This is a genomic window from Bacillus sp. L_1B0_5, assembly GCF_000836715.1.
GTDB lineage: Bacteria > Bacillota > Bacilli > Bacillales > Bacillaceae_G > Bacillus_A > Bacillus_A thuringiensis_S.
In genome coordinates, this window is sequence record NZ_JXIS01000017.1 from 1 (window position 1) to 23,899 (window position 23,899).

The window sequence follows — 23,899 nt, forward strand, 5'->3', positions numbered from 1 at the left end:
TCCTCCTGTATCAGGTTTCCCTCCTGTATCAGGTTTCCCTCCTGTGTCTGGATTTCCTCCTGTATCAGGTTTCCCTCCTGTGTCTGGATTTCCTCCTGTATCAGGTTTTCCTCCTGTATCAGGGTTTCCTCCCGTATCAGGGTTTCCTCCCGTATCAGGTTTTCCTCCTGTATCAGGTTTTCCTCCCGTATCAGGTTTTCCTCCTGTATCAGGTTTTCCTCCTGTGTCTGGATTTCCTCCCGTATCAGGCTTGACACTGTCACCATTATTACTCTGTTCTGTTTTTTGAATAATAGGCGTTTTAGCATTGTGTACTAACGGCATTATGCCATACTGTGATTTATGAACCACATTTTCCACTTTGCTATTTTCCGTTTGTGTTCCTTTATCTTCTTTGTTAGGTTTTTCTTTTTCAGGACTAGTTTCTTTTTTATGAGTCCCACTCAATTCCCACTGCCACATTACAGGAGAGAAAACATCTATATTGATGTTTGGATCTTTTAACTTCACATGCAGATCAATCTTTATATCCCCTTCATTACGAGGAGCTATTGTAATTTCTCCTGCTTCGCTTTGAAGAAAATCACTTGTACGATCCACATCATCAATATGTAAGAATCCTGTACTCCCATCTAGTTTAAATTCTTCTGGAATCTTTATCTTCAAAATTTGCGGAGATTCCATTTTAATTACTTTAGCAGTATCACTAAATGTAATTCCCTCTGTATAAAGTCTATCCTTTACTTCTTTAATTGCGTTTCCTAAAGATATTTTATTTACAGGATCATAATAAAAATTATTTTCTTTATTATATTTTTTTGTAAATTGAATTACATTTTGCAGTTGTAATTTCGTTGTATCTGGCAAATCACTTTGACCGATTTCTTCCATGTTTAAACTAGGTAATTTCGCAATTAAATTCTCGATTTGTTTCTTTATTCGAGCATCTGGTTGTTTCATTAATGTATTTATGAAGATTTCTTGCTTTCCATCATTCGACATAGATTGCTTTAACTTCTTAATTACCGTCTCTTGAATATCACTTTCTAACTTTCCTGCAAGTTCTGTATCATATTCAGATACTTGTTTTTTTACATCTGCTAAATATTTTTGAATCGCTGCAGCATCAGTTAAAATATTCGGTTCTTTCTCTGAAAATGTAAATTGATTTGAAATAATTTTATTAGCGGATTCCAATGCACTTAATTGCTTTAAAGCATCGCCTGTATTCATATCATTCATATATTGATTGAATTGATTTGTGAAATTATTCGCTAACAAATTGTTATCAGTTTGCATTTTTTGAAAGTTATTAAAACCATCTAAGTACGTACTGTTAGATTTATTCCCTTCATCTAACGCTTGACCGAAACCTTTTAAAACATCCTGAAATCCTTTGAAACTATTAACAGAAACACCTGTATAATCTTGTACTGTTTTAAATTGATTTGTGTAATTTGCTAACGGACTATGTATATCTTTTTTATACATAGTTGTTTGAACGTTTCCTTTTTCAATTATTTTACCTATATTATCTTGTGCACCTTGTAGCTTACCGATAATACTCGCAAAATAAACATCGATTATTTGCTTATTGAAATCTTCTAAAATAACAGAAGCTGTATTTTCTGCCTCAGCTTTCAAATCCTTATTCCCAGTTGCATTTACTTTGTAGTTTAACGTTAATTTCTCTGGAATCTCTGAATCAATCGCAACTGCCTTCCTAGAAAAATCATTTGGAATAACAATCATCATATTGTAATTATTATTTTTCAATCCATTTTCCGCTACCCCGCGGCTAACTACGTACCATTCTTGTTTCGTATTTTTATTTACATTTTTAACAAATTGATCTCCAAACGCTATTTTATTGCCCTCAAATACAGTGCCCTGATCTTCATTTACCAACGCAACTGTCATTTTTGGTGTAGTATTCTCATTAGCTTTCTTAACATTTTGATTTAATGCTAAATAGGAGACCCCTGTTGATAGTACAAGAGCTAAAATAATAAACAACAAGATGCTCCATTTGAACTTTTTCACTACTTATCACTCCTGCGACTGCGAGTCTATCTAATGAAAGACTTCGTATCTTACTCTAGTTTTAAAGTAATTTAGCCATACAACGTATGGTTGCATGGCTAAATTATATATTTCTTTTTATCTGTCTTATTGTAGACCGAAATTACGAGAAAGATCTTCGTCATGTCTAGCAACAGCTTCTGCAGTTTTATTAAGCTGCATATTAATTTCTTGTAATAGCTGTGCGAAGTTTTGTACTTTTGGCTTTAATTGATTGAACTGTTGGTCAAAACCTTCGAAAGCACGACCTTCCCATTCTCCTCTTAATTCATTTTGTAAGTTTTGTAGTTGACGTAAAATGTCCTCAATTTGATTTGCACCTTGTCCATATCGAGTCGCTTTCGATTTAAGCTCCTCTGGTGACATACGAATTTGTCCTGCCATTATTAAATCCCCCTTAAAATTAAAAAATAGTAAAATTAACCAATAATCAATTCTACAAATTGATTATATCAATAATTTAAAAATTTCTAAACAAAAAAATGATATTTTTCCAAAATTTCTCTTTTACTATAATAATGATATATTGTATAATACTAATTTATTTGTTTTTTAAGCACACTCTATAAATCGACTATAAAATAAAGGCAAACCATCTATTTTATACTTTATCGCTTTAAATTCCAGCGATAAAGTAGCCACTAAATCATTGTTTTCTCCCATTCAGAATATAATACTCACTTCAAAGTCATAATTACCTGCCTTTCAACAAACCCAAACTCTTCGTACATCTCTTTTGCAAAATTCCCAGCAAATACATTCAACCTAATTTCTGAATATTCCTCCTTTAATTCCTTAATACCAGCTTCCATCAGTTCTCGCGATAATCCTCTCCCGCGATATTTTGGGAAAACGTACAATTCATATATAAATCCAAGTTTTTCACGAGAAAAATAGTCTGTATTTTCCCCTATTAATATCCATCCCATTACTTTATTTGCTTCTTTAATGATTAAATAATATGCTCCTTTTTCTACAATCGGCATTGTAATTTCAATCGCTTTCTCGGTACTTAATTGACAATTCCCTCTCGTCCCTTCAAAAAGCGATTGAGCCGTATATTTTAATATTTCATTGGTATCTTCTTGATTCGCCTTAATTATCATTTTTCACAACTCCCCTTGAATAATAGGCATTACTATCCCTTGTTCAAGATTCTCTGCTTCCATAACAATTGCCGTTAATCCTTGTTCTGTACTTGTTTCATGAAGCTCTCCCTTCTCCCAAAACACAGCTTGTCCCGCCTCTACCTTTATCTTTTCTTTATTTGCCCCACATACATATCCTGCTCCGTCCACAATAAGAAGCAGTTGAGATACAACTGCTTCATGATTACCGATGATTCCATTCTCGTGTAAATGCATAGCACCGATATGTACATTTCCTTGATGGTTTACTATTTTCGACATGATGAAATTAGATTGAAATACTGATAAGTGCTTTCCTACTTTTTCACTAAAATCAAAAGTTTTCATTACTAGTCCTCCTCATACGTATAAAACCATCCTTACTGTCTGCATCATATGTCCTTCAAAGTCTTCTTCAAATTGCTCTAATTCAGCAAAACCTTTCGCTTCATAAAAGCGTTTTCCTTTTTCATTTGCAGCTTCTACATGTATGTACAATTTCCGTATCCCATTTAATGCCTTAATCCCTCTTTGTAATAAAGCACTTCCGATCCCTTTTCCTTGCTGATCTGGTAACAAATAAATTGCCCCTAATTCTGCTTCGTTTTGTAGTCTAACAGGTGAAAAGTTCGCAAATCCTATTACTTCACCCTCTTCTTCCGCAACGAATAAATGTGTATTTTTAAGGCGATATTTCATTTTTTCATCAGAATATGCCTCGTCTAAAAAACTATCTTGAATCTCTCTCGGAATAATGCCTTCATATGTATCATGCCAAGCTATTTTCGCTACTGATTGTACAGCCTGAATATCTTCTTGCTTCATTTCTCTAATTACATATGTCATCTCGATGTCTCCATTCTCTTTAAATTATATTCTGCTAATATACTAGAAGAAACGGCAGAACCATTTTCATAATTGACCTTAATTAATTTTAACTTTTCAATCGAAGCTGTTGTAACATCAAAATTCTCATATATATACTCCATCGCACTTAAAAAATGAGTTGAATTCAAATAATTCGCAATCGTACAATGCGGAACCCATTTTCCTGGTACATAATATGAATTTGAATTATCATGAAAAGTTTTGAAATGATCATGATAAAAATGATGAAGTCTCAATAAATCATCGGTAACAGTCGGCGCTAGAAAAACCGTACCGTTAGTAGGAAAAGTTCCAACAGAAGGAAAAGTGACTGCAGACATGTTTTCTTGAATAGCTACAAATTCCTTTAATTTTTCAATATACAAATTAACATCTAACTCATTATAATCCGCAATCGTTATATGAGGTTCTACTCCAGCTAATTGATTTGTTCCAATTACATTTGTTAATTTATTTTGTAAGTATGTAATTTTATTAGTAAACACACGATCAAATGTAGCTATGATAGCGTACAATCTTTCTCACCCCTTCGTTACACATAGCGCTTCCCATTCTTCACGAATCATGCCCATTCGAATAGAATCATAGTATGTTCCGTTATAATAACGACACTTTCGCATTCTACCTTCTAAGCTCATTCCTATTTTCTCTGCTACTTTCATCATTCGTTCATTGCCAGACCAAGTCGTGATTCCTACTCTACCAATCTCCATTTTTTCAAATAGCAAATCTCTATATAATGTCAATACTTCCGTACCGTAACCACCATTCCAGTATGTTGGGTCATAAATCACAAGCCCCATCTCTAACCAACGCGACGGTTTATATTCCCAATAAAACCCGACTGTCCCAATGATTTGACCGTTATTTTCTATAATTAAATTTGACAGTGGTTCTTCTTTTAAACGAGTTTGCATCTTCTCTTTATAGGAAGAGTATTCTTGCATTGAGAACGGGAAATATGGCGCATCCCATTTCTTCCATTCTGGGCTTTCTTCTTTAAATATGATATTCCATAATGTTTTTATATCTGATTCTTCTATTGTACGAATTGTAACTTTCTTCCCCTTTAATACAACGTTTTGCATAATTCCCTCCTGCATTTCTCTTTATTTCATATATAATTATAATATTTTTTCAGAAAAATCAAAACTAATATCATATATTATATTGTATAATTTTGTTATTAGATACCAATTATTGATTTAGAAAGCTGGTGATTCAGTGAATAATCGATTTAGTATTGCTTTATTTCTCACTATTATTACGACAAATATTATTCTATATTTCTTCTTACCATCAAATATTGTTACGAAATGGGACTTCAATGGAACGCCTACATCAACAATGGATAAAAGCACTTTTGTAATCGTAAATATAATTATATGTTCCTTCTTGTTCTTTGTATTTTTAGCTTTATCTAAAGCAGCGAGTAACCAGAAATTTCTCCATTGGATCGGCAACACAATGTTACTATTCTTATTTTTTGTCGATATTGTCATTGCCCTCATCGCTCTTGGCTTTTCACTTCCTCTTGATCATTTCATATTTTTAGCATTAGGGCTTTTATTTATATTAATAGGTTATTTCAGTTCCAAAATTGATACGACTAAATCAACCGTTTCATTAGAATGGAATGATAAGTACCTCGAAAAAAGAGCTTCAAATATTAGTAGTATTTCAATGATGATAGCAGGTATTTTTTTTTCGATACTTCCGTTTATCGTTTCTGCTCCGTATAGAGGTTATGGTATACTAGCGATTATTTTAGGAATGACGCTTATCATTCTACCGAGTACGATTTATTTACTTATTAAAGACAGCAGGCAGTCCACTAATTTAAAAGGTTAATAGGTAATAAAAAATAGGAGGTTATCCCCTCCTATTTCAGCTCAATATATTATTTCCCTTTTTATTCACCTCAAGCAAAATCCCTTTCTCTATCCAACCCTCTACGCCACCTTTTTTAATTAAATCATATCCTGAACAGCTATCATCAATGAGAGAAACGATATCTCCTTTTCTAACGCTTATTTGCGCACAAGAAATATCAGTTTTCACTGTATATTCACCTGACTCAAGTTGTTTCATATATTCATTTTTTACAGTGAGTAATTTATTTGTTTCCTTTTGCTTACATATTGTGTAATCTTGCATCTTCTCGATAGGCTCTATGTAATAATACGGATATGTCACTCCGCCCTGCATTTCTGAATTCGCATTAAAATCCGCTATTACTTCGTACTCTGGAAAATAGTCTACATATGTATAAGAAAACGTATCGCCGGTTTGTTTCCTCTGAATAATAAATACGTTTAATTGCCCTGCTTCTTTAATTGCATTTCCTCCATCAATTGCAATAATTTTTTTCTCCTTATCAATAACTGGATTGTTAGACGGTGCTTCTTCAGAATAGTTCACGACAGGCCAATGACCAACTATTACATACTTATTTGCTTTATGTGATTTATTAAAAAACTGTGGCATTGCTATCGCATTTTTGCGCTCTGTTTCTTTCCAATCTACTCTATCTTCTAGACCGGCATGCACAAAAATATAATCTTCTGTTTCAATCGCTGTCGGCAACTCCGTTAGCCAATGTATTTCTTGTGAAAATTCACTTAGCAATGCTTCTCTCACTTCACGAATTGAAGTGCCTTTATGAGCTGAAAAATCCAATTGCTCTAGCCATTCATTAAAAATCGAATGCTTTCTCGTACATAAATAATTAATAAGACGAGGATTTTCATTTAGAAGAGCATCAACTAAAACTTCACAATTCCCTTCAACAACGTGAACATTTGAATTGTTCTTTACAAGATTCATAACGTAGTTTACTACGCCTACGCTATCTCGTCCTTTCTCGCAAAGATCTCCATTAATAATTAAATAATCTTCATCTTTAAAGTTAACTTTATGTAGTGCTTCTTTTAAAAGATTTAATTCTCCATGAATATCAGATATGACGATAACTCTAGCATCATTAGGGATTGATAGTTTCTTTATTTTCTTCAAGTATAAGCGCTCCAATCATTCTCTTTATTAAATTAAAACAATTCGACAAAATACACTATATAACCTTTTCAAATACATATACCATAACTTACAACCTATTTACCGTTCAATAATAACTTAATAAATAAGAAGAAGCTGTTCCCAACTTTTGCGGGACAGCTTCTTCCTATTATTTATAATTCTTTATGAAAAGAATAACTCACTTTATCATACCCTTCTCTTTCATAAAAACGATGAGCATCAATTCTTGGAAATGCTGATGTGAGGACGATAGATTCACATCCGTTTTCCTTTCCCCAGTTCTCTATATACGAAAGTAATACATTTCCATGTCCTTTTGAACGATGTGCGTCTGCTGTTACAAGGTCATATACGAAAACGTGCTTCTTATTATAAAAGTTCGTACAAATCGCTACACCTGCAAGGCTAACAACTTCATCCTCCTCATTACGCAGCGAAAATAGTTTATAATTTTCTTCTTTCATATTTCGAAATAAAGAGCTTGTTTCCTCTTTTGAAAGTTTCGTTCTTAATTGCTGTAAAACAGGTAATACTTCATGTAATTGCTCTTCTGTTACTACTTCTTTAACATTCATTTTTAACTCTCCCCTAACTATTTATATAATTTTCTAAATGTTATATCATTATTATAGAAAGCAACTGCCCTTTACTTAAGTGGCAGTTTAAGAATTTTTTATAAGGCCAGCTTTAAAGGAGAGTTTTATATGGATTTTACTATCCCATTGCAATTACAAAGTAACACACCTATTTACTTGCAAATTTACGAATATATAAAAGCTGAAATTATACAAGGGCGTATTTCTGTTGGCACACGTCTACCCTCACACAGAAATTTAGCATCACAACTTAATATTAGCCGCATTACTGTTGAATCAGCTTATCAACAATTGTTAGCTGAAGGTTATGTAGAAAGTAAACCGAAACGTGGTATTTTTGTAGCAAATTTCGATATTGACGTTATCCCAAATAAAAAACGAAATGCAGCAATGAAGACGAGCAATTTAATAGACGAAAAATTCGAATATGATTGTAGCCAAGGGCTTATTGATCAAACTGCTTTTCCGATTACAAATTGGAAACGAGCATTACAAGAATCCATACTTACATACGAAAATGCACTATTTTCCAAAGAAGATCCTCAAGGTGAATTCGCTCTTCGAGAGCATATATCAACATATTTATATCACTCTCGCGGTGTACATTCTTCACCTGATCACATTATTATTGGTGCCGGAACGCAGCCACTTCTCTGGCTACTACTTCAACTGCTTGGCCCTACAAAAGAATACGGCATTGAAAACCCTGGATTTCACCGTATACACGCAATCATTAAAAGCTGTGATAGACAAATTCATCCCATACCATTGGATGAAAAAGGGATTGATATTTCTAGCTTATACAATACAAATTCCAATGTCGCATACGTTACACCATCACACCAATTTCCACTCGGGATTATTATGCCTTTATCTAGAAGATTAGAATTGTTAAAGTGGGCTAATGATTGCAATGGATACATTATTGAAGATGACTATGACGGAGAGTTTCGCTACGCTGGTAAGCCGATTCCTTCTTTACAAAGTCTTGATTCAAATGAACGCGTTATTTATATGGGGACTTTCTCAAAATCTTTTTTACCTTCTTTACGAATGGGATATGTTGTTTTACCACCACATCTTTTAAAAACATATCAAGAACTGCATGGAATTTTTAAACAAACAGTCGCTACAATACAACAACTTGCTTTTGCTAACTTTATACAAAGCGGGAATTGGGAACGTCATCTTAACCGGAGTCGTACACTATATAAAAGAAAACATCATGCGTTAGTAAAATCCATTATGAAAGAAATGGGGGCTAATGTTCAAATTCTTGGCGAACAGTCCGGACTTCATATTGTTTTATGTGTCCATAACAGTATGAATGAAAACGAACTGATTGAATCCGCTAAAAAACAAAGCGTTAAATTATACCCGCTTTCTCCATATGATTTCATGAATGATTTACGTAAGGAATCATACGTATTACTCGGATTTGGTAGCATTCCAGAAAATAAAATTGAAACGTTGACTATATTATTGAAAAACGCTTGGTTCCCTAGTTGCAAGGAAATTTGTTAACAGTGGGTTTAACTTGTAACATACTAACAATTCAACAAAATAAAAAAGAAGGCTGTTCCAAAATAACTTTTTGGACAGCCTTCTTCTAGTTATTCACCCGACCTAGCTTTCCTTCCCGGACGTTTCACACCAGTCGTTTCTGTTGAATAGGAAGCTTCAATTATAGCGGTTGGATCTACAGAGAGAACGAGATCTTTCATTTTCGGATAAATGAATCGGTTTGTAATACAATAAATGATTCTCTTATGCTCCCCTAAAAAACCACCTTCTCCATGTAGATACGTAACAGATAGTTGCAATTCTTTCATAAGTAAATCGCCTATTTCTTTATTCTTACCAGAAATAATCATAACGCTCTTACCTTGATTAATACCATCTAATATAAAATCAATCATCTTCGTAACAATATAGAAAATTGCTAATGAGAACATCGCTTGTTCGATTGAAAATAAAATGGCAACAAAGATGAAAATAACTGCATTTACTGCAAGTAAAAATGTACTAATCGGCACATTAAAGTGTTTGTTCATCCAAACTGCTAACATTTCCGAACCGTCAATTGCTCCACCCATTTTAACAACAATCCCAACACCAATTCCGAACAGCACTCCACCATAAAGTACAATTAATAACTCAGAAGTCGTAATTGCTGGAAATGGTTTTAAATAAATTAATCCGAGTGTTGTAACTACATTCGCATAAGATGTACGGATAAAAAATTTCTTTCCCATTACTTTTGCAGTAAATAATAAAATTGGGATATTAATTCCTAAGAAAACGCCATAAAGTGGCAATCCTGCGACTTTATTTGCCATAATAGCAATAGCCGTTACCCCGCCATCTACTAATCCATTAGGTGCTAAAATAAGCTCTAATGAACCTGCTACTATAATTGAGCCAATTGTTAATAATACGTATTCAAATACTTTCTTCATTCATTACCCCCAAAACTTATATATTTTCTTAGTATTATTTTAACGTAATTTTACTACTAATTCAAAGGTATCGATTTATATACACAAAAGTTTCACCTTTATCGCTATTTTTATGTAACACATGTAACGCGTAATACTAGAAACACACTTACAAATTAAAAGTAAGTGTGTTTTTAACATCTATTTAATCTTTACGTACGGCTTCATTTTTAATTCAAGTATTTCCTCAACTGCCCTTTGATATCCACCAGCATTTCTAAGCGACTCTCCCACTTTACGACTATTTCCCTTAAACGTCACATCATCCATTACTTTCATTACAGTCTCACGTAACAATTCAGAAGTTAACTCGTTACGATTAAGTCTTATGCCTGCCCCTACTTCAGTCAATCGTTTTGCAACGAATGGCTGATCTCCTGTTACCGGAATTACAACTAATGGAACACCGTAATATAACGCTTCACTCGAACTATTCATACCACCATGTGTCACGAATACATCAGCATGCTGTAAAACTTCTAATTGCGGGACATAATTATACAACTTAAAGTTTTTCGGGATATTTTCAAATTGACTTATATTTATCTTCTTACCAACGACTAATACGACTGTCGCATCTACATCTTTAAACGCTTCAAAACATTTTTCATACAAAGCAGGTTGTTCATTAAAAACTGTTCCCATAGAAATGAAAATTACTTTTTCATTTTTTAAATCTTCAGTAGGAAAACTCCCCACTTCTTTTCGAGTAGTAATTGATGGACCGACAAATTTATACGATTCATCAAATACATCTGAACGCGGCTGATATTCTTTTGAAGTATATACAATCGTAATATCACCAGGATGGTTCATAATATCATACATACTATTACATTTCATTCCATACTGCTTATTCCATCTTTCCATTCCCGCTAAACAAGATTGATATAATGGATTCATTTCATCTACTTGTCTCGATTCCTGCCCATCATGAAAATTAATGTACTGATTAACAGCAAACGTTGTACAAGATGAAACGCTTGGTAATTGTAAAATATTCGCTATAATACGTCCTACTGGAAAATGATTATCATATATTAAATAATCGTATTTTTCCTCTTTTGTTTCTTCTACAATTTGAGTAACAATACGCTCTGATGCTTCAATCATATGAGATAGCATCGTCAAAGGGCTCCCGCCTTCATTTACTCGTTCCATAATATTAATTTGAGAGAGAAAATTCTCAAACACTCGGAATTCCGCACCTGTTGCTTCAATCTTCTTTCTATAATCTTCAATACAATACGAAACAACTGTTTCTCCTCGCTGGATTAACTCACTTACAATAGCTAAAGTCGGATTAATATGACCTTCCCCAGGGAAATTTATTACGAGTACATTTGCCATAATATTCTCTCCTATCCAGTTAATATAATAAAGTTAACAATTAATTATATTAATTAATTTAAGTCTATTATAAATGAATGCATTCTACTTCTTCATGCTTTTCTCTTCATTTTATTATTGAGAAATATTTTCTATAGTCTACATTATTGTGATTCACAATTTTATAAAGTAAAACTTTAATCAATAGGGGTTTTGTTCATCCCTCACTGATTATCAGCCCTCACCAATCGAGATTTTACGGACATCCCGCTCCCCCTAACTTCTTTGCTTTCACTGAATTTTGAGGTGGGGGTCTTACTGCACAGCGAATAGCGCGATAAATGAATGCTTAATTCTACTTTTACTCTTCATAGCTTTAAAGATACAAGCTTTACATTCAAATATTATCACTCTTATTTTTTGACAATTCATACAAAAATGGAGAAATATAATATTTTTAATGAGTTTTGACTATAAATATAACTATGATTTCAATCCTTTTATCTTTATCCCCATAACACATCATCTGTTATATAATAAATTTATAGAATTTACAGAAAAAGGAGTCTTTTCATGTTACAACAACTATTCAATTCCCTTATTCTATCCGTTCAGGCCTTGCACCCAGGTTATGAAGATCATGCAAGTGATGTTTTTCTCGTTCAAACAGAAGATACAGAAGTTATCGTTCGTACTTCTAAAATGAATGAAGAACCAAATAATGATTTTTGGTGGGGATGTAAAAATCTATTTGGAATTGATCCAAGGAACGTCCATCATTTAGAAACTGTACATACATTGCTACAAGAACATACGAATCTTCCTATCCCAACAATATTAGAAAAACATGTTTTAAATGGCCGTGAATTTGTGGTGGTCGAAAAGTTAGTAGGTAACACAGTTCAATCTTTTATCGAGCAACCAGATTCTATTTTATTTAGCCTAGGAAAAGGACTTGCAGAAATACATAAGTTTAAAGCCGATTTTATAGGAAATCCGTCAGGCACGTTCCAAGTTCCACTAGATGAATTCCAATCACATATTTTAAACGTGAGTAAAGAGCTTGTGAATATGTTTTATTCCGATGATGAAAGCATACAAAATGCTTTTCCTACCTTTGAATCACAGCTTTCTTCCCTGTCCGTACCAAAAGAAGCTACACTCGTCTTACTTGATATGGACCCTACCCAATTTTTATATGACGGTACAACTATTACGGGTTTAGTAGATACTGAAGCTTACGCGGTTGCCCCGCGAGAGTTTGATTTTATCGGACTAGAATATGTACTTACCGAAAAAGAAGCACATGCCTTTAAAAGTGGTTACGAAACAATTATGCCTATTCCTCATCTTGAAGAATGTAGACGACCATATCGTTATTTATACCGACTGTTATCTGTGCAAGGTAGTGTGGAATTAAAGGAATGGTTAAGTCACCCATCCTATTTTTAAATACAATTGAGAGGGAGTATACAATGGATATTCAGAAAAAGCGTTCTGTAACAGAAAGTGAAATACAGCAAATGAAGGATTTGGCTTATATTTGCGGGCAACAAGACAATCTTGATTACTCTTCAGATTTACATATCAACTTTTTAAAAAATCGAAATGAAGATCATATAAACGATTTTCTTCTTTATAACGGTACTCAATTAATTGGCACTTTAAATATGTATGATTTCGAAAGACCAACAAAGCTTGAACTAATAGGCTTTGTACATCCTCATTTTAGAAAACAACGTTTCGGAACTACCCTTTTACAAACTGCAATGAAAGAAATACAAAATAGAGAGGCAGATGAAGCTCTTCTTATTATCAATGGGGATTCTATTTCTGGGAATGAATTTGTAAAACATATGAAGTTACCGTATTTATATAGTGAATATAGTATGGAGTTCAAAATAAACGAAATTCAAAAAACAACAGAAAGTAATATACAGCTTACTCTTGCAGCTTCAGAATCACTTCTTGACCTTATTGAAATTTCTAGTAAAGCTTTTGGTGATTCAGTAGACAATACGGCTACATGGTTACAAAAAATGATGACTTCACCTTCTCATAAAGTTTACAGTGCTCTTATTAACGAAAAAGCTATTGGAACAATTACAGTTACTGAGCAAGAACAATCTACTACACTATCAGGATTCGCCGTTCATCCTTCTTATCAAGGTAAAGGATATGGAAAAGATATTCTTAGTTATATGGTACATACCCTTATTACAGAAGGAACTTCAACAATTGAATTAGACGTCGAAACGAAAAATAACCATGCTTTAAAACTATATACACAATGTGGTTTTAAAATTAAAACGAAGCATGACTATTATAATTTAATGAATAGCACGGAGAATATTTATGTCTAAAAAACTTATTTATTCTGATTATGATATTTTCGCATCTATTTATAATAAACATTGGGGACATTTTGCCGAACACTCCTATCTTGCTTTTGAAAAACTCGTTTTACAATATGCACAACCACATTCTCATATTTTAGATCTTTGTTGCGGGACTGGTCATCTTACTAGGAAACTACTTGATAACAATTTTGTAGTAACTGGTATAGATGGTTCTACTCAAATGATTGAATATGCACGTGAAAATGCGCCAGATGCAACCTTTTTCGTCGATGACGCTCGCTATTTCAATATAAATGAGCAATTCCACTACGTCATCTCTGCCGGTGATAGTTTAAACCATATTATGAATTTAGATGAACTAAAAAGTGTGTTTCACAACGTTTACTCCGTATTACATAACGAGGGTATATTCGCATTTGATATGAATATGGAAAAAGGATTTCTTGAAAACTGGATTGCTTCGTTTCATATTTCAGAGAAAGAATATGTTTGTACGATTGATTCTACATATAATAATGAAAATAAAAAAGCAGAAATGAACTTTATACTATTTCAACATGACATAGATAATAATTGGACAAGAAGTGACTTTTCTTTTGAAGAAGCTTGTTATTCCAATGAATAAATAATTTCTTCATTGGAATCCATAGGTTTTAAGAACATTCAATTCCACGGTACAAATAGAGCATTTTTCACTTGCCAAAAATAAAAAAACTGAATCAAAATGATTCAGTTTTTTCTTAATATATTTACAACTGCAGTTGTTTCGTCATTTTCTTTATAAACACGCGGAATTCTTCTATCTAGCATACATGTAACTTCATAGTTTATTGTACTTAACATATCCGCTATTTCTTCTACTGTGATATTTTCTTCACCTTGTTTACCGTAGAATACTACTTCGTCTCCTACTTGTACTGGCATCGCTTTTGAAACATCCAACATTAACTGATCCATACAAACACGGCCAATTACAGGTACTCGAACCCCGTTAATTAACGCATAGCCTTTATTAGATAATTGACGATTATAACCATCAGCATAACCAATTGGTACAGTCGCAATCCATTCTTCACCAGTTGTTACATACGTATTCCCATAACTTACACCACGATTTTTCTTCGCATGTTTAATATGAGCCACTTTTGATTTTAACGACAACGCAGGCTGTAAAGAAACGACTGAATGATCCACCTCTTTTGATGGATACATACCGTACACTCCTATTCCAACGCGCACCATATTTTGAAATGTGTTACTTAATTCCATTGATCCTGCACTATTTGAACTATGAATATATGGTATTTGAATTCCTAATTCTTTCGCTGTATTAACAGCTTTTTCAAATAAACTTGTTTGCATATTCGTATATGATTTATCGATTTCATCTGCCGTAGAGTAATGCGTAAATATCCCTACTACTTCTATATACTCCATACGGTTTAATTCTTCTAAAAATGGTTTAACTTCTTCTTCTTGTAAACCGATACGACTCATTCCCGTATCAATTTTCACTTGAATTTGTACTTTCTTTTGAAGACGGTTTGCAATTTCATTTATACCATGTAAATCTTCTACTCTATAAACAGTCATCATAACGTCATATTGAATTACATCTTCTACAGCCGCTACTGGTGTGTATCCTAAAATTAAAATCGGCACAGTAATTCCTGCTTCTCTTAATTCTATTGCTTCATCTACAAATGCAACTGCAAGTTGATTTATTCCAGCTTCAATTGCAGCTTTGGCAACTTCAACTGCCCCATGGCCATACCCATTCGCTTTTACAGCAGCCATCATCTTAATTTCTTCATCATTTACATGTTTTTTAAATTCTTTTACATTATGTTTTACAGCATTTAAGTCAATTTCTACAATTGTATCTCTTCCATATTTCAAACTCATTGGTCTAACTCCTAACTCAATAATTGCATTCCATTCTATTTCACGTTTCATATGACCTTTTACAATATAATACTTTTCATTATGCTAGTCAAACTACTAGAATTTTCGGAATTTTGAGTATGATATAATATCCTCAAGAAACTATTATATACGGAGACGAGGAGAATTACAATGTTTGTTCAATCTGCATTACATCAACTAAAAGTTGCTATTGATACTTCTATTTATATGCTTAACCAATATAGTGAAAACGATTTAAAAATAAAACCGATTCACTCAAAACGATCATTATTTGAAATGTGTACACATCTTTCTCTTATTTGTCATGCTGATTTGCTCATTTTAAATGGTATTCCAGAAAAAGAATTACATACCTTTTATATAGAACATACGCCCGTAACAGTTGCTCACATGCAACAAACGATGATTGAAGGATACAACCTTCTCTCCAAAACATTTCTTTCCTACTCCCAAATAGAATTAGCAGAAGTTATGACTGCCTATTGGGGTATTTCTTATTCGCGCTTTGAATGGTTACTTGAAATCGTTGCACACTTTTATCATCATCGCGGACAAATTCATCTTTTATTATGTGAGCATATGAAAGATCCTCGCATTCCTTTATTTGAGTGATTTTCCACTTATTCATTAATTATAAATAGAGAAGCTACAAAACCAATAAAAAGTAGCATTCCTAATAAAATAAATGTTTGAGCATACCCTCCTATTTTCATTAGATAAATAGAAATGATAGGTCCTATACTAGTACCTAAAAATAAAATAAAAGTATAAATAGATACTGCTATTCCCCTCGCTTTCCCTCCTAATTGACCTACAAGAGAAACTAAAGACGGAACGGATATAGCAATACCTATTACAAAACAGACACTCATCATTACAAGTAGAGATAGATACGAAACAAAGCCCATTGAACTTAGACTAAAAATAGCGATCAACAATCCTCCCTGAAGAACTTTTCTTACTTCAAACCTCTTCGTTAAACGACCTGCAAGCGGTGATAGCAACATACCAAATAGCCCCGCTAAGCGAAAATAAAGAATTTGTTCTGCAGTTAAATTGTAAGTAGGAGAGCTCAAATAATTCCCTAAAACAGTATACATATTAACAAAAGCCATTAATAAAACAAATGCAATTATATAGCTTAATACTAAGCTTTTATTTGTAAAAACTTTACCCATCTGTTTAATTGGCCCCAAAATATCAGTATAGGATTGAGACGTCTCTCCTTTCGGAAGAGAATAATAAACCCATATAGCAGTACTTATATAGACAATGCTAAGAAGAAAGAAAACCATATGCCATCCAAAATGCTGACTAACAGCAGTACTTATTACCTGCCCTACAATTCCAGCTACTAAAAAACCAGTACTAACAAATCCTATTGTTGTAACCCTTCTTTCTACTGGGAACATTTCTACAACGTAGGCTAGCGCTACTGGAGAAAATGTAGCTGCTGCTATCCCTTGTATACCTCTAAAAATAACAAGCCAAAATAAACTATCTACAAACCCTAAGCAAAAAGAAACAATCGACAGTGCAAGCAATCCAATAAAAATCACTTTTTTTCGTCCATATTTATCAGAAATTGCCCCAAATAACAAACACCCTATAGCAAAGCCAACAGAAAATATACTTCCTGTAGCTGCCGATTGTGCTAATGACGTATTAAAAATGTTTGAAAATAGAGAGATTAAAGGTATTGTTACATATAGGCTAGACATAACTACCATACCCGACCAACATAATACTGCTGTCATTATTGTATAATTCTTTTCACTATTTACTTCCTTTCCTATTTCCATCATAAACTCTCTCCCTTATTACGATTTGTTTTTATTAGTTTAAACTCTCTAAATTACTAAAATAGCATTCCTTTAACTCTTATTTATTTTAATTACATAGCAAAAATTATCACCGTTCATAAAGTTAGTTAAGCATATAATAAGGTAAGCTAATTATATGTCTAAATAAATAAGTTGATCTTCATAATCAACTTATTTACCTACCTTCTCCTAATTTCACCTGCATAGTTGTTTGCATTTTATTTAATAACTTTTCTAAAACTTGACGCTCTTCTTGATTAAAGCCATCAACTAACGAAGCGCAAGATAACCAAAAAGTTGGTAAAGAATGTGTAACTAGTTCTTTTCCTTTCGGAGTAATTTTCACCTTTAATCTTCTTCGATCTTCAGAATGGTGGAATCTTACGATTAACTCTCGTTTCTCCATCCAATCTAATAAGCCAGTGACAGAAGCACGTGTAATCCCTAATCGACTCGCAATATCCGAAGGACTCATGTTCACCTCTTCCCCATTCGCTTCCATTTCACGCAAAATAAACAATAGTAAAAAATCTAATTTACTCTCTGAAATACCAAGCGGAGCTAAATCTACGTCAACCGCATCAAGAACATTATCAGACGTCCATAACATTAACAAACCAAGTTTTGCTGCGATTGGATCCGTTTCCGCTGATGCTGTCTTTTTGATTAACTCTGCGTACGGCTCAATCCCTAAAGGAAGAGAATCTTTTCTTGAATCCATTCATCTTCACTCTCCTTTCTCATTAAATAATTAGCTTACCTAATTACTTTCTCATTATACTCATATTTTTCCTTTTATTGCAAGCACATTGTTAAACAAAAAAATCCTATTATTAAAACAGGATTTTTCACACTGACTAGCTATCAGTTTTAAATAATGTGCAACTTCTTTAAGGCATAAGAAATTCCGCCTTCACTCGCCTTCGTTGTAACGAGATCAGCCCTTCTCTTCAGCTCCTCTCCACCATTTCCCATCGCAACTCCTAATCCTACATACTGCAACATCTCAATATCATTTCCACCATCACCAAAAGCAATGGCTTCTGATTTACTAATATTTAAATGTTCCAATACTTTTTGAATTGCAGTTAGCTTCGATACTTTACTATCTTCCAATACATTCATAACGTAACCATGAAAACGGTCAAACGTAAGTGCTGGATACCTTTCAATGAATTTTTGAGCTTCTGTTTCATCAGCATACAGACATATGCAATACATCTCATCTGACAAGTTTCTAACTTTGTCAGGATACCGCTCTAAATTTAAAGTTTCATTTAACGCTTGTATGACACGTTCATCTTTGGAGGCAATATTATTCATTGCAAATTCTTCTGTAAAATAAGAAACACTGTGACCATCTATTATGTATAAAACTTTAATTTCTTAAAACTGCACAAAATGGCTATATTACGCAGTTTTGTACTGCATCTAATTTTATAAATGGCAACATATTTCTGGTCATTTGTGACCAAATTCGTTACCGAAATAATTCAAAATTAAACTAATAAAAAATAAAAGAGCACAGCGTGTATAAAGAGTGCGTCAACACCCTTTATACCGTCCGCCTACACCAACTAGGCAAACACTTGCTGTAACTCTTTATGTACTTTATTTTACCGTACGTAAGGGTTCTTCCGCAACAGTTTGCTTACATTTTGTGGCATACTGTTGCTTTTTTATTTTCAAAGGAGACGAGCCCTTATGAAAAAGAAACAAGCCATCACCATTCTTGCTAGTATAGAAACATATGAAAACTTAGTATCTTTTCAAAATCTCAAGGAGCTAAATGACACTGTACGCGCATATAAAGAACAATTTGCTGATCGATTAAATAAAAATCAATTGGCTGTACTCAATCACTTACACACCCATTCTTGTAAATATTTTGGCGTTTCTTTTAAATCCAAAAAGAAGATTGCTGAAGTACTTCATATTAGCCGCAGAACAGTTATTCGTGCATGCCAACACTTAGAATCACTTGGTATCATCAAACAACTAGAAATGAAACGTAAAAGTGATATGAGACAAACAAGTAACATTATTGTAATCCAACCAATCTTCACAAAAGACGAGTTTGTCACAGAAGCCCCTACTAAAACTGTGGAAATTTGTCACACCAAGAAAACAACTACTAAAACCTTAAAACAAAAGATAAAAGATATAAATAAACGTAAGGTAGATTCAGCTGACACAACACCTGAAAAGAATGTACAACAAGCAAATTTTATTGCACACTGGGTTCCAGAACGTTTTGCTTCTCTAGCCTCTGCTTATTATTCAAAAGCGAGAACTATTCAAGAATTTTGGAAAGTAGTAAAACAGTGTAATTGTGTAGTAAATCATACAACAGGGGAAACTGCTTTTGATAAAGAACAAGAATTACATATTGGTGTACAGGCCATGAAAGAATTTGTGATGAAAATAAAAGATGGAGCCCGCATGAAAAAAGGATGGTTCTCCTATTTCAATGGTATCGTAAACAACTTGATGAACAAATATTATTTTGACCCCGAATTTGGTATGTGATATCTTCTTTTACACTTCAGGTACCACATATACCTTTGCATATACACCATGCTGCACAGCAAATTGTTCTAGCGTCTTTTGCCTATATGGTGTGATTGTAAAGAAGTGAACAATAGGAACTTTCCCGTTATATTTATTTTTATAATACAAGGTGAATTCACCATACTTATTCATTTTTTCGCTGTTCACATTCATCATTTGTGTACGATCTATTTCAACTGCGTTTAAAATCCCGTCACTATCACGGTACTTTACATCTGGAATAATCGTTCTCTTATTTTCATGCACTTTATAACGTATAGGGGCTTCTATCTGCCAATCTTCAGGACAAAATAGATACAACCACGCTTCGTTCCTCATAAGGCTGTGTGCTAATCGAATGGTAGGTACAACCTTTTCTGTATCATCGAATAGCGCACGTCCTTGTTTATTGAGGTAATATACATGCTCTTTTTTATAAACGGTACTATTCACATATGGGCTCAAATCTTTTAGAATACGATTTGCATTCCGTATTCCTCCCATATCGTGAATGGCCATCAAATGTCTTCTTGTCGCAAATTTCAGCTTTCTAATCGAGGTCAAAATCATCATCTGACGATTCATTTTGATATGTGTCTGCATATGCATCTTTTTTCACCTCGTATTGTTTTAATACGTCCCACATTTGTTCATTTGAGATATAAGGGACTTGAACTTCTGTTAATCGATCTGTTTTAAAAAGCGCACGCCCCGGTATACTTTCAATCAATTCGAGACCAGTTTCATCGATGACAACTTGAGAAGCCGTTTGAGTTGGTAACCGAAATCCTAATTTTGCATCACTGTTTTGTTTGACTTGACGTGGTAAAGTATCGCCAGTAGGGTATTGCGTGCAAAAAATCAATCGAAATCCTAATGCTCCACCAATTCGCGCTATATGAGAAAGCATCTGTTGACAAGCTCCTAATAACTTTTGTTGTTCCCGATTCATACTTTTATCAGGACAAAGTTCTGCCCCTTCATCCACGATAATAAAGTAGCGTTCTCTTATATTTGTTTCCACCACATTGGTATAATGGTGTTCTTTCATAAAAAGCATTTTTTCTTCCATCTTTTTTAGAATCGCCCTTAATACCTGAAAAGCTTCCATTGGCTTTTCTGCAATCGACTCAATCTGTTTTACATTTTTGTATGGTCCGAACTCTAATCCTCCTTTTAAATCAATAATAAACAAGTGCGTATATTCTGCTTGTGCAGTAATAAGAGATGTCATCACATTCTTTAGAAATACAGTCTTTCCCATACGTGTTAAACCACCTAATGTCATATGTGGTGTTTTATCAAAATCGTGATAAATCAATTGTTCTAAACTTTGCCCGATTGGCACAAGCCATTTTCCAACTTTCATTAAATTTTTCGACCATTCCCACTTCTTCGGTATTTCTTGATCGAATACACGAATGTTCAATCTATAATTGTCATACTGAATTCGAACAGGTTTATTTAACCCTTCACTTACAACATCTTCAACCTTTCGAATAATTTTACTTGGCATACCAACAGGCAACTCATACACGTATGTTGTACTTCTATCATCATGAGTTCGTTTCTTAAATTTTGGATAATGAATCTTATCATCTTTTTTGATTGCAATTCCTGACACTTCAAAAAACACTTGTATCTTCTTTTTATCATCTATTTTCCTTTTAAACCGATCACTTACGAATGCAAAAGTTAAAGCTGCCATCGGGACCCATAGTAATTCCAACATAAACATTTCTCCTTTAGATATCCTATAAGGATATCATTGCACTTTATTGGAAGCGAACAGGACTAGCATTTTTGCTTGTGAGGTCTATTGTCCCTCTCTTCCACATCGTATTCCTTCATAGAAACATAACGAGAACGTAACGTAGAAGATATAAGAACGAGCCCGTAAGCGTTGTATACATAGTCATACGTGGAAGCCAATGTGGAACACTCTTCCCCATTTTTTCAGCTACACTCATCGCAACTACAGACAAGCCTGTTGCCGTCCAAATAATAACGACTTCTCCTGCAAGTGTCATAGCCATTCCTCGGTCAATTCATCTTTCTCACGAAATTTAATCCCCGATTTGGTAGCTACAATCTGATACCGCTCCATTAAATCTTGCCAATTCAATATATCTTCCTCTTCTCCATATAAATCTTCTTCAATTACTTGTGATAAGCTGAAATATCCTTTGTACTCTTTGTTATCAAATACTTCATGGTTCCTCATGTGAGTAAGAATTGATTCCGTTTCTTTTCTAGATCTAGATTCGTTATACATGTGACGTAGTTCTTTTGATGAATATAAATAAGGCGTTGTATTGAGGTAACTATACTGAGAACGCATGTAACCCTCTCCTCTCTTGATATCTACAATGCCATACGGAAGTCCAAGTAGAATTCTTCGTGGGCTTCCGTATGGAAGTAATATAGGTATATGAACCAGAAGGAGGATTATTGCCTGTACACCTGAAATTTATTTTTTAAGAGGACAAAAATGATTTCACTAGAATATACATACTAGGAGGTGGAATAATGCTTCAAAGTAATTTAAAACAAATTGTAGATAAAAAAGGCTTGCGATATGGATTTATAGCGAAGAAAGTAGGTATAGCAAACTCAACAATGACTAATTTGCTGCAAGGCGGAACACCGACACTTTTAGTAGCAATTAGAATAGCTAAGGTTCTTGATATGCGTGTTGAAAATATTTGGATTGAAAAAAATAAGGAGGATACATAATGAAATTTAAGCTTCGTGTTATTTTATTTTTAGCGACTATTTTTTTAGCAATCATTACCTTTTTCGCATTGACTACTAGGGATGATAATAAAATATCTAAAGATGAATTTAAAAACATCCATCAAGGAATGTCTATCCAGGAAGTTCGAAAAATTATTGGCGGTGATGGAGAAGAAAATAAATTAACTGATACTATTACTGAAATTACATATAAATCAATTGACGGTATAACCAACGGAGAGGTTAAATTTTCATTTAAAGATGATAAATTATTTTCTATTGGAGATTTTGCCTACGCTTCATCTGAAAGTAAAACTTATCAATCTGATCAAAATCAAAACTCAAATAATTCCAATGAAAGTCTTTCCACAACAACACTTCCTACAAATAATAATTTAGAAAAAAGGATTAAGGATATTGTAAAATCGAGCATTGGTTCAAAATCATTAACAAATTTAGAAATCAACAAAAATATGGGGACAGCAACTGAAGATGATAAAATTGCTATACTTACTATCCACGCAAGTGATAACCTTACAGATAATATGTTTAAGCAAGGAATGTGGATGGACACACAAAAAATCTTAAAAGGTATAGCCAATGAAAAAGAAATAAGTGAGATTGCTTTCTTTTGGCAATTTGAAACAGTTGATCCATACGGTACTAAGAAAGTTGATAATGTGATGAAAATAATTTTTAATCGCGAAACAATTGATAAAATTAACTTTAGTAATTTTATCTTTGAAAATATCCCTAAAACAGCGACCACTTATTGGGAACACCCATCTTTAAAAAAAGAATAAATTCAAACAAAAATAAGAGCCGTCAAATGACGGCTTTTATTTTTTATAAAACTATTCTTTTGTAAAGTAATATGTTTTATTTTTCAAACTTCACATATTCACCTGAAACCCATTGGTTGCCGCCAACATTATACCAACCGTCTCT

Annotated in this window: 26 protein-coding genes and 2 pseudogenes; 9 read left to right on the forward strand and 19 right to left on the reverse strand. The window is 33.5% G+C overall.

The annotated features are described in order from the left end of the window. The 7 genes from esaA to RT27_RS05305 form a co-directional block, all read right to left on the reverse strand. On the reverse strand, positions 1 to 2,043 hold a 2,043-nt coding region (esaA, locus tag RT27_RS05275), incomplete at its 3' end, for a type VII secretion protein EsaA (RefSeq protein WP_043935472.1). 126 nt (positions 2,044 to 2,169) lie between these two features. Further along, positions 2,170 to 2,466 carry a WXG100 family type VII secretion target gene (locus RT27_RS05280; protein WP_000918601.1) on the reverse strand — a complete coding sequence of 99 codons (297 nt, stop codon included), beginning with the start codon at positions 2,464 to 2,466 and terminating at the stop codon, positions 2,170 to 2,172. A 293-nt stretch (positions 2,467 to 2,759) separates the two neighbouring features. Continuing rightward, positions 2,760 to 3,188, reverse strand: a complete 429-nt coding sequence (locus RT27_RS05285; RefSeq protein WP_043935473.1) for a GNAT family N-acetyltransferase — start codon at positions 3,186 to 3,188, stop codon at positions 2,760 to 2,762. A 3-nt stretch (positions 3,189 to 3,191) separates the two neighbouring features. After that, positions 3,192 to 3,557, reverse strand: coding sequence for a hypothetical protein (locus RT27_RS05290; protein WP_000846432.1), 366 nt, complete (start codon positions 3,555 to 3,557; stop codon positions 3,192 to 3,194). A gap of 12 nt (positions 3,558 to 3,569) precedes the next feature. After that, positions 3,570 to 4,055 (reverse strand): GNAT family N-acetyltransferase, encoded by a 486-nt coding sequence (locus RT27_RS05295; RefSeq protein WP_000222835.1) that lies wholly within the window; start codon positions 4,053 to 4,055, stop codon positions 3,570 to 3,572. Next, complete coding sequence (locus RT27_RS05300) at positions 4,052 to 4,612, reverse strand: 2'-5' RNA ligase family protein (protein WP_043935475.1); 561 nt, start codon at positions 4,610 to 4,612, stop codon at positions 4,052 to 4,054. The genes RT27_RS05295 and RT27_RS05300 overlap by 4 nt, the downstream gene beginning before the upstream one ends. A gap of 6 nt (positions 4,613 to 4,618) precedes the next feature. Next, a complete protein-coding gene (locus RT27_RS05305) occupies positions 4,619 to 5,185 on the reverse strand; it encodes a GNAT family protein (protein WP_001181853.1) in 567 nt (188 codons plus the stop codon). A 136-nt stretch (positions 5,186 to 5,321) separates the two neighbouring features. On the opposite strand from RT27_RS05305, the gene RT27_RS05310 reads away from it, so the two are divergent. Continuing rightward, positions 5,322 to 5,948, forward strand: a complete 627-nt coding sequence (locus RT27_RS05310; RefSeq protein WP_016081920.1) for a DUF1648 domain-containing protein — start codon at positions 5,322 to 5,324, stop codon at positions 5,946 to 5,948. A 36-nt stretch (positions 5,949 to 5,984) separates the two neighbouring features. Here the strand turns inward: RT27_RS05310 and RT27_RS05315 are convergent, their stop codons facing one another. Both RT27_RS05315 and RT27_RS05320 read right to left on the reverse strand, forming a co-directional pair. After that, on the reverse strand, positions 5,985 to 7,112 hold the full coding sequence (locus RT27_RS05315) for a metallophosphoesterase (RefSeq protein WP_043935477.1): 1,128 nt from the start codon (positions 7,110 to 7,112) through the stop codon (positions 5,985 to 5,987). A 173-nt stretch (positions 7,113 to 7,285) separates the two neighbouring features. After that, the gene (locus tag RT27_RS05320; protein ID WP_016081922.1) at positions 7,286 to 7,708 is read right to left on the reverse strand and encodes a GNAT family N-acetyltransferase; all 423 of its coding nucleotides are present in this window, start codon (positions 7,706 to 7,708) and stop codon (positions 7,286 to 7,288) included. Between the two features lie 129 nt (positions 7,709 to 7,837). Here RT27_RS05320 and RT27_RS05325 point away from each other — a divergent pair, with 129 nt between their 5' ends. Beyond that, positions 7,838 to 9,253 (forward strand): PLP-dependent aminotransferase family protein, encoded by a 1,416-nt coding sequence (locus RT27_RS05325; protein ID WP_043935479.1) that lies wholly within the window; start codon positions 7,838 to 7,840, stop codon positions 9,251 to 9,253. Positions 9,254 to 9,342: 89 nt separating this feature from the next. On the opposite strand, the gene RT27_RS05330 is transcribed toward RT27_RS05325, so the two are convergent. Both RT27_RS05330 and RT27_RS05335 read right to left on the reverse strand, forming a co-directional pair. Then, a complete protein-coding gene (locus RT27_RS05330) occupies positions 9,343 to 10,188 on the reverse strand; it encodes a YitT family protein (protein WP_000755126.1) in 846 nt (281 codons plus the stop codon). A 180-nt stretch (positions 10,189 to 10,368) separates the two neighbouring features. Next, positions 10,369 to 11,577 (reverse strand): macrolide family glycosyltransferase, encoded by a 1,209-nt coding sequence (locus tag RT27_RS05335; RefSeq protein ID WP_043935481.1) that lies wholly within the window; start codon positions 11,575 to 11,577, stop codon positions 10,369 to 10,371. A gap of 552 nt (positions 11,578 to 12,129) precedes the next feature. Between RT27_RS05335 and RT27_RS05340 the strand changes: the two genes are divergently transcribed. From RT27_RS05340 to RT27_RS05350, 3 genes and pseudogenes are all read left to right on the forward strand, one after another. Then, entirely contained in the window at positions 12,130 to 13,008 is an 879-nt protein-coding gene (locus tag RT27_RS05340; RefSeq protein WP_043935482.1) for a nitrate reductase, read from the forward strand. A gap of 23 nt (positions 13,009 to 13,031) precedes the next feature. Continuing rightward, positions 13,032 to 13,919 carry a GNAT family N-acetyltransferase gene (locus tag RT27_RS05345; RefSeq protein ID WP_043935483.1) on the forward strand — a complete coding sequence of 296 codons (888 nt, stop codon included), beginning with the start codon at positions 13,032 to 13,034 and terminating at the stop codon, positions 13,917 to 13,919. Then, positions 13,912 to 14,625, forward strand: a pseudogene (locus tag RT27_RS05350) (class I SAM-dependent methyltransferase). The gene RT27_RS05345 and the pseudogene RT27_RS05350 overlap by 8 nt, the downstream one beginning before the upstream one ends. A 20-nt stretch (positions 14,626 to 14,645) precedes the next feature. On the opposite strand, the gene alr reads toward RT27_RS05350, so the two are convergent. After that, the gene (gene alr / locus RT27_RS05355) at positions 14,646 to 15,821 is read right to left on the reverse strand and encodes an alanine racemase (RefSeq protein ID WP_002093966.1); all 1,176 of its coding nucleotides are present in this window, start codon (positions 15,819 to 15,821) and stop codon (positions 14,646 to 14,648) included. Between the two features lie 171 nt (positions 15,822 to 15,992). Here alr and RT27_RS05360 point away from each other — a divergent pair, with 171 nt between their 5' ends. Further along, on the forward strand, positions 15,993 to 16,454 hold the full coding sequence (locus RT27_RS05360; protein WP_043935485.1) for a hypothetical protein: 462 nt from the start codon (positions 15,993 to 15,995) through the stop codon (positions 16,452 to 16,454). 8 nt (positions 16,455 to 16,462) lie between these two features. Here the strand turns inward: RT27_RS05360 and RT27_RS05365 are convergent, their stop codons facing one another. The 3 genes and pseudogenes from RT27_RS05365 to RT27_RS05375 form a co-directional block, all read right to left on the reverse strand. Beyond that, on the reverse strand, positions 16,463 to 17,644 hold the full coding sequence (locus RT27_RS05365; RefSeq protein ID WP_023521758.1) for an MFS transporter: 1,182 nt from the start codon (positions 17,642 to 17,644) through the stop codon (positions 16,463 to 16,465). 196 nt (positions 17,645 to 17,840) lie between these two features. Continuing rightward, positions 17,841 to 18,386 carry a MarR family transcriptional regulator gene (locus tag RT27_RS05370; RefSeq protein WP_000378333.1) on the reverse strand — a complete coding sequence of 182 codons (546 nt, stop codon included), beginning with the start codon at positions 18,384 to 18,386 and terminating at the stop codon, positions 17,841 to 17,843. A 149-nt stretch (positions 18,387 to 18,535) separates the two neighbouring features. Next, positions 18,536 to 19,024 (reverse strand): annotated as a pseudogene (locus tag RT27_RS05375) (HAD-IIB family hydrolase); the annotation flags it as partial. 345 nt (positions 19,025 to 19,369) lie between these two features. Between RT27_RS05375 and RT27_RS05380 the strand changes: the two are divergent. Then, a complete protein-coding gene (locus RT27_RS05380) occupies positions 19,370 to 20,194 on the forward strand; it encodes a helix-turn-helix domain-containing protein (protein ID WP_000730123.1) in 825 nt (274 codons plus the stop codon). A gap of 9 nt (positions 20,195 to 20,203) precedes the next feature. Here RT27_RS05380 and RT27_RS05385 read toward each other — a convergent pair whose 3' ends face one another. From RT27_RS05385 to RT27_RS05400, 4 genes are all read right to left on the reverse strand, one after another. Then, positions 20,204 to 20,824, reverse strand: a complete 621-nt coding sequence (locus RT27_RS05385) for a replication-relaxation family protein (RefSeq protein WP_042597925.1) — start codon at positions 20,822 to 20,824, stop codon at positions 20,204 to 20,206. Then, on the reverse strand, positions 20,766 to 21,947 hold the full coding sequence (locus tag RT27_RS05390) for an FtsK/SpoIIIE domain-containing protein (RefSeq protein ID WP_043935486.1): 1,182 nt from the start codon (positions 21,945 to 21,947) through the stop codon (positions 20,766 to 20,768). Before RT27_RS05390 ends, RT27_RS05385 begins: the two co-directional genes overlap by 59 nt. A 115-nt stretch (positions 21,948 to 22,062) precedes the next feature. Continuing rightward, complete coding sequence (locus RT27_RS05395; protein ID WP_016098414.1) at positions 22,063 to 22,245, reverse strand: hypothetical protein; 183 nt, start codon at positions 22,243 to 22,245, stop codon at positions 22,063 to 22,065. After that, positions 22,242 to 22,556 carry a hypothetical protein gene (locus RT27_RS05400; RefSeq protein ID WP_001257568.1) on the reverse strand — a complete coding sequence of 105 codons (315 nt, stop codon included), beginning with the start codon at positions 22,554 to 22,556 and terminating at the stop codon, positions 22,242 to 22,244. Before RT27_RS05400 ends, RT27_RS05395 begins: the two co-directional genes overlap by 4 nt. A 188-nt stretch (positions 22,557 to 22,744) precedes the next feature. Between RT27_RS05400 and RT27_RS05405 the strand changes: the two genes are divergently transcribed. Together RT27_RS05405 and RT27_RS05410 are read left to right on the forward strand one after the other, a co-directional pair. Then, positions 22,745 to 22,951 (forward strand): helix-turn-helix transcriptional regulator, encoded by a 207-nt coding sequence (locus RT27_RS05405; RefSeq protein ID WP_000941958.1) that lies wholly within the window; start codon positions 22,745 to 22,747, stop codon positions 22,949 to 22,951. Further along, complete coding sequence (locus RT27_RS05410) at positions 22,951 to 23,754, forward strand: hypothetical protein (RefSeq protein WP_000669561.1); 804 nt, start codon at positions 22,951 to 22,953, stop codon at positions 23,752 to 23,754. The genes RT27_RS05405 and RT27_RS05410 overlap by 1 nt, the downstream gene beginning before the upstream one ends. Positions 23,755 to 23,899: the final 145 nt, after the last annotated feature.